The organism is Saccharopolyspora antibiotica (assembly GCF_047200635.1).
Taxonomy (GTDB): Bacteria; Actinomycetota; Actinomycetes; order Mycobacteriales; family Pseudonocardiaceae; genus Saccharopolyspora_C.
The window spans coordinates 79,691-95,712 of record NZ_JBJZOI010000011.1 but is presented as its reverse complement, the minus strand read 5'-3'; the positions used below and the strand labels follow the sequence as shown (position 1 = coordinate 95,712).

The window sequence follows — 16,022 nt, the reverse complement described above, 5'->3', positions numbered from 1 at the left end:
GGCGAAGGCGATCCGCTCCCCGCCGCGGGACAGCCGCAGCCGGACCGCCCGCTCGGCGTCGGTCACCACGAGCGGGCGCAGCCAGCGCACGCCGCGCAGCGCGGGCGCCGGGATCCCGGCCTCGGCGGCGGCGGCCAGCGCCATCTCCAGCACCGCCGCACCGGGCAGCAGCCGGGACGAGCCCACGCGGTGATCGGTGATCAGCGGGTGGTCCGGCCCGAAGGTGCTGCGGAAGGCGAGCCCGTCGAGGCTCCCGGCCGGGTCGATCGAGCCCAGCAGGGGGTGGCCGGCCGCGCCGGCCGGCCGCCACAGGGCCCCGGTGCCGGGGGTGATCCAGCACCGGATCCGTTCGAACGGGTAGCCGGGCAGCGGCACGCGGCACCGGTCGGCCGCTCCCGCGCCGGGCCAGTCCACCGGGGATCCCGACACCCACGCCCGGGCGAGAGCGGCGGGGTCGTCGCCGTCCGGGCTCGTCCGGCGGGATCGGCCGCGGGCGGTACCGCTCCAGACCCCGTCCCCGTCGCCCGCGCGCAGCCGGGAGACCAGCTCCGGCGCCGAGGAGGCCAGCACCACCATCCGGTCCGGGCACTCCTCCCGGCCCACGGCCAGGGTGTGCGCCACGTCGGCCAGCCGGGCTGAGTCGCCCGGCGGCTCGCCCTCCAGGAAGTCGGCGAGCTCGGCGGCCAGCACCCGCAGCCGTTCCGGCGTCTTCGCCGACAGCGGGAACAGCCACGGGCCGGTCGCCGCGCGCGGGGTCCGGTGCGGGCGGTGCTCCTCGACGATCAGGTGCGCGTTGGCGCCGCCCGCGCCGAACGAGCTGATCCCGGCCCGCAGCGGCAGCTCGTCGCGGCGGTGCCAGGGCGCCACCGCGCGCTGCACCGCGAAGGGGACCTCGTCCCAGTCGATGTTCGGGTTGAGCTCCTCGGCGTGGATCGAGGGCACCAGTTCGCGGTGGCGCAGCTGCAGCAGCACCTTGCACAGCCCGGCCATGCCGGAGGCGGATTCCAGGTGCCCGACGTTGGCCTTGACCGAGCCGATCGGCAGGCCACCGGGCGGCAGGTCGGCGTCGCCGAACGCGCGACCCAGGCCCCGGATCTCCACCGGGTCGCCGAGCGCCGTGCCCGTGCCGTGCGCTTCCAGGTAGCCCAGCGAACCGGGGTCGATCCCGGACTCCCGCAGCGCGCCCGCGATGAGGTCGCCCTGCGCGACCGGGTTGGGCACGGTGAAGCCGTTGGTGCGGCCGCCGTGGTTGACGCCGCTGGCCAGGATGACGCCGTGCACGTGGTCGCCGTCCCGGCGCGCGGCGGCCAGCGGCTTGAGCAGCACCGCCCCGACGCCCTCCCCCGGCACGTAGCCGTCGCCGCCCTCGCCGAAGCTGCGGCAGCGCCCGTCGCTGGAGGTGAACCCGCCCTGCCCGAGGAACCGGTACTTGTACGGGTGCACGTGCAGGTTGACCCCGCCGGCGAGGGCGAGTTCGGCGTCCCCGGAGCGCAGATCGCGCACGGCCAGGTGGATCGCGCTCAGCGCCGACGAGCACATGGTGTCCACGGCCAGGCTCGGGCCGGTGAGGCCGAGCGTGTAGGAGACCCGGTTGGAGATGGCCGCGTAGGAGGAGGCGGCGATGCGCCCGTCCTCGCCCTCGTAGAGCTGGTAGAGCGTGTACATCGCGCCCACGTAGACCCCGGTGCGGCGGGCCCGCAGCTCGGCGCGGGTGTAGCCGGCGTTCTCGGCGGTGTGCCACGCCGTTTGCAGGAACAGCCGCTCCTGCGGGTCGATGATCTCGGCCTCGCGGGGCGAGATGCCGAAGAACAGCGGGTCGAACTCCTCGACGCCGTCGAGGAAACCGCCCCACCTGCTGTACTCGGCGGCCCGGTCGGCCGGGGTCGCCTGGTCGTAGTCGCGCCAGTCCCAGCGCTCCGGCGGGATCTCGGTGATCAGGTCGCGCCCGGCCCGCAGGTCGGCCCAGAAGCCGTCCAGCCCGGGGGATCCCGGGAACCGGGCGGCGACCCCGATGATCGCGATCGGTTCCGGGGTGCCTGCCGGGCGGGGCTCGGCGGGGACGGGGTCCGCCGCGGGCGGCGGCTCCGCCACCTGGACGGGGGCGGGCACCCGGGGGCCGAGCAGCTCGGCGAGCCGGTCGCCGTGCCGGTCCAGGAAGTAGCCGGTCAGCGCGGCGAGGTCCTGGTACTCGAAGAACAGCGTCTTGGGCAGCGAGCCGAAGTGCTCCTCCAGCCGCCGGGTCAGGTCCATGATCAGCAGCGAGTCGATGCCGTAGAGCTCGAACGCCGCGTCCGGCTCGATCTCCTCGGCGGCCACGTCGAAGACCTCGGCCAGCACGCCGCGCAGCAGGTCCTCGGCGGGTCCGCGCAGGTCAACGGTCGAGGGCGCGGGCTCCGCGCGGGGGCCGGGCGCGGGCACGCGGGCGTCGAGGACCCCGCGCAGCCGGTGGGGGTCGCCGTGGGCGACGAGGAGGTGGTCCCCGTCGTGGCGCAGCGCGGTGTCGAACGCGGCCAGCGCCTCCGGGGTGGGCAGCGGCCGCAGCCCGATCCGCTGCGCCAGGCGCTGCTGGGTGGCGTCGTCGGCGTCCGCGCGGATCCCGCCCTCCGCCCACAGCGGCCACAGCAGCGACAGGGTGCGGCCGGGCCTGTCCTGCTCGCGGCGCCACCGGGCGAAGTCGTCCAGGAACCGGTTGGCGTAGGCGTAGTCGGCCTGCCCGGGAGTGCCCGCCGCACCGGACAGCGAGGAGAACAGCACGAAGAACTCCAGCGGGTCCCGCGCGGTGGCCAGGTCCAGCTCGACCGTGCCGCGCACCTTCGGCCCCAGCACCTCGGCGATCTCGGCGTCGGTCTTGCGGGCCAGCAGCGAGTCCCGGGTGGTGCCCGCCAGGTGCAGCACCCCGTGCAGCGGGCCGAGGTCGTCGTGCACCTGCCGCACCAGCTCCGCGGCCGCGCCCGGGCGGCCGAGGTCGGCCGGGTAGTGGTGCACCCGCGCCCCAACGGCGCGCAGCTCGGCGAGGTCGGCGACCGTCGACCGGCCGGTGAGCACGAACCGGCCCCGATCGCCCAGGTGCTCCACCAGCGCCCGGCCGATCGCCCCGGTGCCACCGGTGATCAGGTAGGTGCCGTCGGGGCGCGGCGGTGCCGCCTGGCCGGTGATCGCGACCGGTTCCCAGGCCGGGACCTCGCGGCGACCGCCGGTGCAGCGGACCTGGAAGGCGTGGTCACCGGCGGCTTCGGCGGAAAGCAGCGCGCCGAGCTCGGTGGTGTCCTCGGCGGTGATCACGCCGAGCAGGAAGTCCGGGTGCTCCCGGGCGATGGTGCGCGCCAGCCCGTCCAGCGCCGCGTGCCGGGCATCGGTGACGTCTCCGCTGCGCCGGTGCAGGTGCAGCAGCCGGACCGGGCGCCGGTCGCCGCGGGCGACCCACGAGCGGAAGAACGCGGTGGTGGTCTCGAACGGGTCGCCGGTGGTGTCGCCGTCGGCGAGCACCAGCAGCGGCTGGGACCCGGTCAGGCCGCCGACCGGTTCGCCGGGCTCCTCGGTGCGGAACCCGACGCGGCCCAGCGGAGTGGGCCGCAGCAGCTCCGCCAGCGCGGCCCCGATGACGACCACCTCGCCCGGCGGGGTCTCGGCGGTCCCGGCCGGTTCGGGCCGCCAGCGCTGCGCGAGCAGCTCGGTCCGCGGCTGCTGCGCACCGGGACCCGCCTGCCCGGTGGCGCGGGTGACGACCTCCCGCATCCGCACCGCGACCCGGCCCTCGTCGTCCAGCAGCGCGATCTCGTGGGCGTCGCCGGTGGCCACCGCGTGCACGAGACCGCTCCGGGGCAGCGGGCCGAACCACTCCACGGAGCCGACCGAGAACGGCAGCTCCCGCTCGCCGACCGCTCCCGGCTGCTCCGCCGTCCACAGCGCCGTCTGCAACATCGCGTCCAGCAGCGAGGGGTGCAGGGTGAACCCGTCGAGCGGTGCGTCGGCGGCCGCGGGCACCGCGACCTCGGCCAGCGCCTCCCCCGGCCGGTGCCGCACCGACCGCAGCCCGCGCAGGCTCGGCCCGTAGCCGCCGCCGAGCCTGGTGAACTCCGCGTAGCACTCCTCGCCGCTGGTGCTGCGGGCGCAGCGCTCGCGGATCGCGGCCGGATCGACCGGTGACGGCTGCTCCGCGGGGGTGCTCCGGAGGGTGCCGGTCGCGCACAGCGCGCCGTCGGCGTCGTCCCGGCGCAGCTCGTAGGACAGCCCGTCGGGCACCGGGCGGTAGCTGACCCGGATCGTCGCGGGCTCGTCGCCGACCACCACGGGCCGCGCCCACATGACGTGCGCGATCCCGGTGACCCGGTGCCCGGCGCGGGCGGCCCCGGCGACGGCGAACTCCAGGCTGGCCACGGCGGGCAGCACGCGCGCGGTTCCGAGGACGTGGTCGCGCAGGTAGAACTCGTCGCCGGTGAGCACCCGCACCGCGTCCGGCGGCGCGTCCCCGGACTCGGGCGGGTCGATCCAGTACTCGCGGTGCACCCCGGGCGGGGTGGGCAGCGAGAGCCGCGCGGGCGGCGTGGCGTCCTGGTGCGGTGCGAGCCAGTCGACCTCGGCGCCCGCCACCCACTGCCGCGCCAGCTCCGCGGGGTCCAGCGCGCGCGGGTCGAGCGGGACACCGCCGTCCCGCCGGGCGAGGCCCCGGTGCGCGCCGTCGCCGGTGCGCAACCGCTCGGCCAGCTCCGCGAGCGTTCCGGCGACCACCGCCAGCCGGTGCTCCAGGGCGTCCCGTCCCACCTGCAGCGTGTGGGCGACGCGGGACAGCTCGGCCCCGGGGTTCCCGGCGGCCCAGTCCCGGATCCGCGCCGCGTACCGGTCGAGCTGCTGCTCGCCTCCGGCGGAGAGCACGACCACGTGCCGGGCCTGCGATCCGTTCGCCGTGGTCATCGCGCGTTCCCTCTCTCCTGCGGTGCGTCTTCCAGCACCACGTGCACGTTGCTGCCTCCCATGCCGAACGAGCTGACCCCGGCGCGGCGCGGACTCGTGCCGCCGTCCCACGCCGAGGTCCGCTCGTGCAGCCGGAACGGGCTGCCGGCCAGGTCGATCATCGGGTTCGGCCGCAGCGCGCCCGCCATTCCCGGCAGGGTGCGGTGGCGCATCGCCAGCACGACCTTCACCACCCCGGCCGCTCCGGCGGCCGACTCCAGGTGGCCGATGTTGGTCTTGACCGAGCCGATCCCGGTGCGTCCGGCGCGCACCGGTGTCCCCCACTCCGCGTACAGCTCGGCGAACGCCGCCGCGAGTCCGTCGATCTCGATCGGATCGCCGAGCCGGGTCCCGGTGCCGTGGGCCTCCAGGTAGTCGATCGAGTCGGGCGGGACCGCCGCCGCCCGGTGGGCGGCGCGGACCACCTCGGCCTGCGCCCGCGGGCTGGGGGCGGTGAGCGAGTGGGTGCGTCCGCCGTGGTTCTCCGCGGAGCCGATCAGCACCGCGTGCACCGGGTCACCGTCGGCCAGGGCGCGATCGAGGGTCTTGAGCATGAGCAGCACGACCCCTTCGCCCCGCCCGTAGCCGTCGGCGCGGGCGTCGAAGGTCTTGCAGCGGCCGTCGGGGCTGAGCATCCCCGCCCTGCTCAGCCCGGCGAATCCGTAGGGCGCCAGCAGCAGGTTCGCCCCGCCGGCCAGCGCCGCGTCGCACTCGCCGAGTTGCAGCGACCGGGCGGCCCGGTGCAGCGCGACCAGCGAGCTGGAGCAGGCGGTGTCGCAGGTGGCGCTGGGGCCGTGCAGGTCGAAGACGTAGGAGATCCGGTTCGCCGCGATCGAGGGCACGTTGCCGAGCAGGAAGTGGTCCCCGGCCCGCGCCGCGTCCGGCCCCACGAGGTCGCGGTAGTCGGACCCGCTGAGCCCGACGAACACCCCGGTGCGGCTCCCGGCCAGGCTGGCCGGGGCGTGCCCGGCGTCGAGCACCGCCTCCTGCGCGGCGTGCAGCAGCAGCCGCTGCTGCGGGTCCATCTGCGCCGCCTCCCGCCGGGAGATGCGGAACGCCGCGGCGTCGAAGGACTCCACGTCGCGCACGAACGCGCCGCGGAACTCCGGCTCGTCGCCGAACAGGCGCGCGGCGAACCCCCGCTCGACGGGATAGGGGCGGATGAGGTCGCGCCCGGCCTCCAGATGCCCCCAGAACTCGTCGAGGTCGTCCGAGCCGGGCAACCGCGCGCCGATGCCCACGATCGCCACCGGCGGGTACCCGGCCGGGCCGGGCGGTGCCGCCGCGGTCCCGGGATCCGGCCCCCGGGCGGTGAACGCGTCCGGGAACGCGGTGCCGAGGTGGGCGGCGAGGCCGGTCAGGGTGGGGTGCGCGTAGAACGCGGTGGGCGCCACCCGCACCCCGAACCGGTCCCCGATCTCGCTGCTGAAGCGGGTGAACCGGATCGAATCGAACCCGGACTCGCCCAGCGGGCGGTCCAGCGGGATCTGCTCCCGCGCCGCGCCGGCGATGTCCGCGGCGATCCGGCGCAGCTCCCCCACCAGCTCCGCGTCCCGGTGCGGCGCCGCGCGGGCGGGCCGCGGCGCGGCGGGACCCGGGTCCATCCCGGCGAGCGCGGCGAGGTCCACCTTCGCGTTCGGCGTCTCCGGGAACTCCGGCAGCACCGCGAGCCGGGCCGGGACCATGTACGAGGGCAGCAGCTCGGCGAGGCGGTCTCGCAGGCGCGGTCCGGGGTCGGCGTCGGCCAGCAGGAACGCCACCAGCTCCCGGTGCCCGTCGTCCTGCTCGCGCAGCAGCACGCGGACGTCCCGGACCAGGCCGGTGCCGCGCACCGCGTCCTCGACCTCGCCGAGTTCGATGCGGTAGCCGCGCAGCTTCACCTGCCGGTCGGTGCGGCCGAACAGCCGCAGCGACCCGTCGGGTTCCCAGCGCGCCAGGTCACCGGTGCGGAACAGCCGCTGCCCGGTGGCGGGGTCGTGCGCGAAGCGCTCGGCGGTCAGCTCGGGGCGGCCGCGGTAGCCGGCGGCCACGCCCGCGCCACCGATGTGCAGCTCGCCGCGCGCCCCGAAGGGGACCTCGGCGCCGTCGGCGTCCAGCACCCGGAACGTGGTGTTGGCGATCGGGGTGCCGACGGTCACCGGGCCGTGGGAGCGGACCCGGCCCGCCGAGGACCAGATCGTGGTCTCGGTGGGGCCGTACATGTTCCACACCTGCTCGGCCCTGCCCAGCAGCGCGTCGGCCAGGTCCCGGGGCAGCGCCTCCCCTCCGCAGAGCAGGCGGCCGCGGATCCGGCCGCGCCACCCCGCTGCCAGCAGCAGGCGCCAGGTGGCGGGGGTGGCCTGCACGGCGGTGGGGGCGGACTCGTCGATCAGCGCCGCCAGCGCGGCCCCGTCCCCGACCACCTCGGCCGGGGCGATGTGCAGCAGCCCTCCGGTGGTCAGCGGCAGCAGCAGTTCCAGCGCGGAGATGTCGAACCCGGCGGTGGTCAGCGCCAGCATCCGGTCGGCGGGGCCGAAACCGGGTCGTCGCGCCATCGCGGCCAGCAGGTTGAGCAGGTTGCCGTGGGTGACCTCGACGCCCTTGGGGGTGCCGGTGGAACCCGAGGTGTAGAGGACGTAGGCGAGCTGGTCCAGCCCACCTGACCCGGTCGGTGGTTCGGAGCCGGAGCCGGAGCCGGTCTCGTCGACGAGCTCGTCGACCCGGACGCGCGCGCCCGGCGCCTCCGCCGGCAGCCGGTCGGCCGAGGCCGCATCCACCACCAGCGCGGAGAGCGCGGCGTCGGTGGCGATGAACGCCAAGCGCGCGGCCGGGAACTCCGGGTCCATCGGCACGTAGGCGGCCCCGGTCAGCTGGGTGGCCAGCATCGCCACGACCAGGTCGGCGCGGCGGTCCAGCAGCAGCCCGACGGTCCGGCCGGCGCCCAGGCCCCGCTCGCGCAGCGCGGCGGCGCAGCGGCGCACCCGCTGGGCGAGTTCCCCGTAGCTGAGCTGCCGGTCGGCGTCCACCAGCGCGGGCCGACCGGGGTGCTCGGCCGCGCGGGCCAGCACCAGCTCGGCCGCGGTGCCCGCGTCCGGCAGCGGCGCGGCGGTGTCGTTGGCCCGCCGCAGCAGGGCGGCTTCGGCGGGGGTCGCCAGCGGGATCGAGCTGATCGGGCGGTCGGGGTCGGCGACGATTCCGGCCAGGACCAGGCGGTAGTGCTCGGCGAGCCGTTGCGCGGTGGCGCGGTCGAAGACGTCCTGGGCGTACTTGAGGTAGAGCAGCGCACCCTCGCCGCGCACCACGATCTCCACGACCAGGTCGTTCTCGCCGAGCTGGGTGAGCTCCATCGCGTCGGTGAACAGGCTCTGCCCGGCGGCCATGTCCTGATCGGCGCCGACGCCGTGCTGGAGGTAGAAGCCGATGTCGAAGGCCGCTGCCGGGTCGTGGCGCCGCAGCTCGTCGACGACGGCCGCGAACGGCAGGCCGCCGTGGTCCTCGGCGTCGAGCATCGCCTCGTGGGTGGCGTCGATCAGCTGTCGCCCGGTGCGGCCCGGGTCGCAGGTGGTGCGCAGCACCACCGGGTTGATCAGGTAGCCGGTGGTGTCGTCGAAGCGGTGCTCCGGCCGGCCGTCGGTGGGCACCAGCACGCCGATGTCCCGCTGCCCGCTCGCGCGGTGCAGCAGGGCGGTGAAGGCGGCGTGCACCACGCTGAAGGCGGTGACCCCGAACGCGCGGGCGGTGTCCAGGACGCGGTGCCACTCGTGCCCGTCGATCCGCAGCTGCACCAGGTCGCCCCGCCCGCGGGCGTCGTCGCCCGCGCGGGCCCGGTCGGTCAGCGCGTCGAGCACGGGGGTGCTGGAGCAACCGGCCAGCCGGTCGCGCCAGTGCTCCCGGTGCCGCTGGAACCCGGGGCCGGTCAGCGCCTCCCGCTGCCAGCGGACGAAGTCGCGGTACTCCGCCGCCGGTGGCCGCAGCACGGGTTCCGCTCCGGCCACCAGCGCCGCGTAACCGCTCGTGATGTCGCGCAGCAGCAGGTGGCTGGAGATTCCGTCGGTGATCAGGTGGTGGAACACCAGCAGCAGCAGCTGCTTCCCGCCGGGTGCGGCGAGCAGCGCGGCCCGGTACAGCGGGTCGTGCTCCAGGTCGAAGGGCACCTCGACCCGTTGCCGCACCCGGTCGGTGAACTCGCGGTCGGTCAGGTGCGACCAGTCGATCCGCTCCACCTCCAGTCCGCGGTCGAGGACGCGCTGCCGGGGTCCGCCGTCGCCGTCGCTCACCGAGATCCGCAGTCCGGGTCGTCCGCGCACCACCGCGGCCAGCGCCCGCTCCAGCAGGTCCAGCCGCGCGTCGGCGGCGAGCCACAGGCCCAGCGGCAGGTTGTAGCTGGTGGTCGCGGGGTCGCGCTGGTGGATCGCCCACAGCGCCGCCTGGCCCCGGCTGAGCGGATAGGGCTCGCCCTCGGGTTCCCCCGTCCGCGCCGGGGTGGCGTGCCCGGCGCGGGCGCGCAGCAGCGGCTCGGCCACGTCGTCGCTGATCCGGCCGTCGGCCACGGCGGCGAGCACCTCGTGCAGCTGGGCGGTCATCGGAGCCCTCCCCCGCGCAGCTCGGTGACGGCCTCGGCCACGGTGCGGCGTCCGGCGCGCAGGTCCGCCAGCAGCGGCGCGATCCGGTCGGACTCGACGGCCGCGTCCGGGGCGGTCGCGGGCTCGGGGTCTGGTGGCGCGGTGACCGCCGGGGCCGGTGGGGCCGCCGGGGCCGGTGGGGCCGCCGGGGCCGGTGGGGCGTCGATCCGGTCGAGGAGGTCAGCGGTGATGGCGCTGATCGTGCGGCCGGTGGTCAGCAGCCGCGCCGGGATGTCGATCTCCAGCTCGGCCGACAGCCGCCTGCTCAGCCGCCGCAGCCCCAGCGAGTCCACCCCGTACTCGGCCACGGCCCGGTCCGGCCGCAGCCGCGCGGGGTCCATGCCGAGGTGCCCGGCGAGCAGCGCGGTGATCCGCTCCCGCACCCGGTCGGCCTGCCCCGGTGACCGCGCGGGGACCGCGGGCGCCGGTTCGGGCTCGGCTTCGGGGGCGGGCGCCGGTGCTGGTTCCGGTTCCGGTTCGGGTTCGGGTTGCCGGGGCGCGCCGGTGGAGCGGAACCGTTCGCCGGGGGTGATCCAGTAGCTCTCCTCGGCGAACGGGTAGGTCGGCATCGGCACCCGGCTCGGCGCTCCAGCGGGCCGCAGCAGCTCCCAGTCCAGGTCGATCCCGCCCGTCCAGAGCACGGCGAGCTTGTCGAGCCTGCGCGCCGCGGCCAGGGCGCGCAGGTAGGCGGCGCCCTCCGGTCCGTCGAGCAGCTCGGCGGTGGGGTCACCGGGCCGGCGCACCTGCCCGGTGCGCACGGCGGGCGCGTCGCGCCCGGCGAGCCACTCGGTCAGGTCGTGGCGCAGTCCGGGCAGGTCGGCGGCGACCACGGCCAGCCGGGCGGGCATCGGGTCCCGCCCGGCCTGCGCGGTGCGGCACAGCGCGGGCAGACCGGTCCCGTCGGCGGCACCGGAACCGAGCCACCGCACGATCCGCTCGACGTAGGCGCGCAGCCGCTCGGGGTCCTTCGCCGAGAGCACGAACAGCTCCGGCCCGTCCGGCGCGGGGGCCGGGGGCCGCGCGGGGGCGTCCGAGACGACCACGTGCGCGTTGACCCCGCCGAGCCCGAACGAGCTGACCCCGGCGATCCGCTCCCCGCCGTCGGGGCGGGGCCAGGGCTCGGCGTCGCGGAGGATCCGCAGCGGGCTGCCGTCGAGCTTGATGTGCGGGTTGACCCGTTCGATGTGCAGGTTGCCGGGCAGCGCGTCGTGGCGCATCGCCAGCAGCACCTTGAGCAGCCCGGTGATCCCGGCGCCCGCTTCGAGGTGACCGGTGCTGCTCTTGACCGCGCCCAGGGCCACGTGCGGTTCGCCCACGGCCGCCTCCTGGTCCCGGTAGAGCTGGTCGAAGGCGGAGCGCAGGCCGTTGATCTCGACCGGGTCGCCGAGCTCGGTGCCGGTGCCGTGGGTCTCGACGTAGCTGACCCGGCGGGGGTCGGTGCCGGCCCGGCGGTGCGCGCGCACGATGCACGCGGCCTGCGCGTCCGGGTTGGGCGCGGTCAGCGAGTTGGTCCGGCCTCCGTGGTTGACGGCGCTGCCGCGCAGCACGCCGTGGATCACGTCGCCGTCGGCGAGCGCCGCCGACAGCCTCTTGAGCAGGACGACGCCGACCCCTTCGGCGCGGGCGATGCCGTCGGCGGAGGCGTCGAAGGTCCGGCACCTGCCGTGCGGGCTGAGCATGTCGGCCTGGCTCATGTCCACGAACAGCGTCGGGGAGGCCAGCACGTTGACCCCGCCGGCGAAGGCCAGCTCGCAGTCGCCGAGCCGGATCGCTTCGGCGGCCCGGTGCAGCGCCACCAGCGACGAGGAGCAGGCGGTGTCGATGGTTTCACTGGGCCCGCGCAGGTCCAGCAGGTAGGAGACGCGGTTGGCCAGCATCGCGTGCGCGCGCCCCACGGTCTGGTAGCCGTCCGGTGGGGTCTCGAAGGCGTGCTGCACCTCGAAGTAGTCGTAGGTGCCGCAGCCGAGGAACACCCCGGTGTCGGTCCCGGCCAGCGCGGAGGGCCGGATCGCGGCGTCCTCGACCGCGCTCCACGCCGCTTGCAGCACGAGCCGGTGCTGGGGGTCCATCGCGGCGGCCTCGGCCGGGGAGATCCCGAAGAACAGCGGGTCGAACAGGTCGACGCGCGGCAGGAAACCGCCCCACCGGGCGGTGGTGCGGAACTCGCCCGGTGCCGGTTCCCCGTGCAGGCGCCGCCAGTCCCACCGGTCGGCGGGCACCTCGGTGACCAGGTCGTCCCCGGCGAGCAGGCGCGCCCAGAACTCGTCGAGGCCGGTGCAGCCGGGCAGCATCCCCGCCATGCCCACCACGGCGACCTCGCCGCGGTCGGCATCGCGGGGCTCGGCGGCGGCGGGCGCGCGCTCGGGCCCCGGGCGCTGGGGTCCCGGGTGCTCGGGTGCCGGGCGGGCCGGTTCCGGTTCGGCCGGGGCGCCCGCCGCGTGGTGCCGGGCGAGGTCGGCGCCGTGGTCGCGGGCGAGCTTGTCGGCCAGCTCGCCCGAGGTGGCCGCGCCGAAGAACGACGCGGGTGTCACGTCGAGGTCGTAGATCTCGCGCACCCGGTTGCTCAGCGTGGTGTAGGTGATCGAGTCGAAGCCGAACAGCCGCAGCTCGGTCGCCGGGGTCAGTTCGGCCGCTCCCGCTCCGGCGACGGCGCGGACCAGTTCGTGCAGCTCCGCCCGGAACGCCGGCAGCCACTCCGGGGCCGCCTCCCCGCCTGGGCGGTCGTCCCGCACGCCCAGCTCGGCCAGGAACCCGGACTCGCCGGACACCACTGCCACCTGAACCTCCCGCTGTCCGATCAGGGTTTCCAGGGCGGCGAATCCGCCCGCCGGGGAGAGGGGGCGCACCCCGGCGCTGCGCAGCCGCCGCGCGTGCCGCACGGCCAGCTCGGAACCGGCCCAGGCGCCCCAGTTCACGACGTGCACCGGGAAGCCGAGCTCCGCGGCCACCGCGTGCGCCAAGGCGTCCTGGCAGGCCGACGCCGCCGCGTACGGGGCTTGGCCGGGGTTGCCGAGGAACGACTGCACCGACGAGCACAGCAGCAGGAAGTCCAGCCGCAGCCCGGCGACGGCGTCGGCGAGCACGGCGGTGGCGCGGGCCTTCGCCAGCCCGGCCCGCAGCGCCGCTTCGTCGAGCGAGGCCAGCGCCCCGTCCCGCAGGTCGTTGGCCGCGTGCACCGCGCCGTGCAGGTCGCCGAGGCGCGCGGTCACCTCGGCGACCGCGCCGCGCAGCGCCGCCGGGTCGGTGGCGTCGGCGGCCACGTGCAGCACGTGGTCCCCGGCCGGGTCGAACGCGGCGATCCGCGCCCGCTGCGCGCCACCGGGCGCCGAGCGGCTGACGAGCCCGACGCGGGCGCCGTGGTTGCCCACCAGGTGCTCGGCCAGATCGAGACCGAGGTCCCCGGTGCCGCCGACGATCAGGTAGCACCCGCCGGGGCGCCACGGCCCGCTCCCGCCCGGGTGCGCCGGGCGCAGCTCGGGCCGCCACCACCGCCCGCCGCGGCGGGCGAACTCGCCCGCCTCCAGCGACAGCAGGTCCCGCGCGGTGCCGGTGGGGTCGGCCCGCACGTCGGCCGCGGCGAAGTCGACCGAGGTCACCCGCCAGCCCTCGCACTCGCGGCGCACGGACTTCAGCAGTCCCCGCGCGGCGGCGGCCCACGGATCGAGCACCGGTCCGGCGGTGGTCGCGTCGGCGGTGCCCAGGACCAGCCGCAGCTCGCCGGGCGCCGGGCGCCGGGCCAGGTGCTGGACCAGGCGGAACAGGGCGTGCGTCCCGGTGGCCTCGCGCCCGGCCAGCAGCCCGGCGAGTCCCCCGCTGCCGGTGAGCGCGGGCAGGACGTGCACTTCGGCCGGTGCGGGCAGTTCCGCCAGGCGGTCCTCGTGCAGCTCCTCGGGGCGCAGCCGAACGACGAGGTCCGTTCCTCGGGTGGCGGTCACGGCCTCGGCCAGGGCCTCGGCGCCTGCCTCGGCGACGAGCCAGAGCACTCCCCCACCCGGCTCGCGGCGCGGGGGCGGGCACGGCGCCCAGGAGGGGACGTAGGTGCCGGGCCGGGGATCGGCGTCCCCGTCCGAAGTGGACTCGGCGGCCGGTGCGCCACCCCGCTCGGGGGCGTTCTCGTCCGCGGTGAACCAGCACCGGCGTCGGGCGAACGGGTAGGTGGGCAGCGGTACCAGCCTGCCGCGGTCGCCGCGCACCGCCCAGTCGATCTCGCCGCCCGCCACCCATTCCCGCAGCGGCGCCCGGGGATCGTCGTGCGGCGCGGACCCGGCGGGGGCGGTCTCCCCGGGCCGGATCAGACCGTCGTGCCCGGTGCCCTCCTCCGCGGCGCGCAGCGCGGCGACCAGCCGCTCCCGGTCCGCCGCGACGACGACCAGGCGGTGCGCCATGGCGTCCCGGCCCACCTGCAAGGTGTGCGCCACGTCCGCGAGCGCCAGGTCCGGGTGGGTGGCGAGGTGGTGGTGCAGGTCGGCGGCGCGGCGCGCCAGCGCTTCCGGGGTGTGCGCGGACAGCGGGAACGCGCGCGGGGTGGCCGTCGCGGGGGCGGGTGGTGGCGGTGGGGCGCCCTCCAGCACGACGTGCGCGTTCACCCCGCCGTAGCCGAAGGAGCTCACCCCGGCGCGGCGCGGCCCGTCACCCGGCCACGGCCGCGCCCGGTCCACCAGGAAGAACGGGCCGCCGTCCAGGCGCAGGTGCGGGTTGCGCTCGGTCAGGTGCGCCAGCGGCGGCAGCGTCGCGTCCCGCATCGCCAGCAGCACCTTGAGCACGCCCGCGATCCCGGCGGCGGATTCGAGGTGCCCGATGTTGGCCTTGACCGCGCCGAGACCGCAGTGCGGCGGCCCGGACCACTCGCCGCCGCGCAGCTCGCGGAAGGCCCGCAGGAGCCCGTTGATCTCGACCGGGTCGCCGAGCTCGGTGCCGGTGCCGTGGGTCTCGACGTAGCCGACGGTCGCCGGGTCGACGCCCGCGCGGCGGTGCGCCCGCACGATCAGGTCGGCCTGGGCCACCGGGTTCGGCGCGGTCAGGGAGCGGGCCCGCCCGCCGTGGTTGACGGCGCTGCCGAGCAGCCAGCCGCGCACCGGGTGCCCGTGCTCCTCGGCGCGGCGGCGGGAGGTGAGGACCACGACGCCGATGCCCTCACCGCGGACGAACCCGTCGGCGGCCGAGTCGAACGACCGGCACCGGCCGGTGGGGCTGAGCATCCCGGCCTCGCTGAGCAGCGCGTGGTCCTCGGGGGACAGCAGCAGGTTCACCCCTCCGGCCACCGCGATCTCGCACTCCCCGGCCCGGATGGCCTCGGCGGCGCGGTGCAGGGCGACCAGGGAGCTGGAGCACCCGGTGTTGACCGGCTCGCTCGGCCCGTGCAGGTCCAGCAGGTAGGAGACGCGGTTGACCAGGATCGAGTGGGTGTCGGAGGTCGCGCCGTGCGGCCCGGCCGGGACACCGGCGTCGCGCCGCAGCCGCTCGTAGTCGTGCGAGCCCGCGCCGATGAACACCCCGGTGTCGCTGCCGGCCAGGTCCCCGGGCGCGATGCCCGCGTCCTCCAGCGCCGACCACACGGCGTGCAGCACGAGCCGCTGCTGGGGGTCCATCGCGGCGGCCTCGGCCGGGGAGATCCCGAAGAACAGCGGGTCGAACAGGTCGATCCCGTCGATGAACCCGCCCCAGCGGGCGTGCACCCCGGCAGGTTGGGCGCGCCAGTCCCACCGGTCGGCGGGGACTTCGCCGACGAGGTCGGCGCCGGTGAGCAGGTGCTGCCAGAACTGCTCCAGGTCGGCGCTGCCGGGCAGGGTTCCCGCGAGCCCGATGATGGCCGGCGCCCCGTCCGCCCGCGTCGTCTCCGGTTCGGGCAGCACCTCGCGGACCGCCTCGCGCGCTGGTTCGGGCGTCGCTTCGGGTGGGTGGTCGGCGGCGAGCCGGTCGACCAGCTCCCGCAGCGTGGACGTCTCGTAGAACAGCGCCGGGGTGATGTCGCGGCCGAGTCGCTCGTTCAGCTTGGCCGCGAGCATCCCGTAGCTGACCGAGTCGAAGCCGTACTCGCCGAGCGGGCGCTCCAGCTCCAGCTCCGCCACGGGGATCGCCGAGGCGTCGGAGACCAGGTCGAGCACGCGCGCGGTGAACCCGGCCGGGCGGGTGCCCCCCTCGGCCGGTGTCCGGGCCGGCTCGGGTTCGGGGCCGGTGGCGGACTTGCCCGCGTCGGCGGCGATGACGTGCTGGAACCCGTCCCCGCCCGCCGGGACGCCGGTGATCGCGCGGTAGCCGAGCTCGCCGAGCACCGAGGTCCAGCGCGGCAGGTCCAGCAGCGGGGAGCCGGGCAGCCGCAGCCGCGCGTCGTCGTGCGCCCACCAGCCGTCGAACAGCCCGTAGACCGCGGTCGCCTGGGTGGTGGCGGTGGTGAGCTCGTTGAGCAGCAGCAGCCCGCCGGGCCGCAGCACCGCCCGCAGGTGCCGCAGCGCGCGCCGCAGGTCGCTGGTG

3 protein-coding genes (2 of these 3 running past the window's edge) are annotated in these 16,022 nt (G+C 76.6%); all 3 read right to left on the bottom strand.

The window, feature by feature from the left end; translation table 11 throughout:
* Tightly spaced (each overlapping or abutting the next), the 3 genes in view from ACL03H_RS11245 to ACL03H_RS11235 form a layout consistent with a single transcriptional unit that may run on beyond the window.
* Positions 1–4,911, bottom strand: the 5' portion of a protein-coding gene (locus tag ACL03H_RS11245) for an SDR family NAD(P)-dependent oxidoreductase (protein WP_412811105.1). Its footprint begins 14,223 nt before the window's first position; the window shows 4,911 of its 19,134 coding nt (coding positions 1–4,911); it begins with the start codon at positions 4,909–4,911; the stop codon falls past the left edge of the window.
* A complete protein-coding gene (locus ACL03H_RS11240) occupies positions 4,908–9,512 on the bottom strand; it encodes an amino acid adenylation domain-containing protein (RefSeq protein ID WP_412811104.1) in 4,605 nt (1,534 codons plus the stop codon). The genes ACL03H_RS11245 and ACL03H_RS11240 overlap by 4 nt, the downstream gene beginning before the upstream one ends.
* Positions 9,509–16,022, bottom strand: the end of a protein-coding gene (locus ACL03H_RS11235; RefSeq protein ID WP_412811103.1) for an SDR family NAD(P)-dependent oxidoreductase. The gene runs 6,785 nt beyond the window's last position; the window shows 6,514 of its 13,299 coding nt (coding positions 6,786–13,299); its start codon lies beyond the right edge, outside the window — the gene reads right to left on this strand; it ends in the stop codon at positions 9,509–9,511. The genes ACL03H_RS11240 and ACL03H_RS11235 overlap by 4 nt, the downstream gene beginning before the upstream one ends.

Excerpts from the sequence above, each read along its gene's own strand:
- ACL03H_RS11240 (WP_412811104.1), bottom strand. The coding sequence starts at position 9,512 with ATGACCGCCCAGCTGCACGAGGTGCTCGCCGCCGTGGCCGACGGCCGG.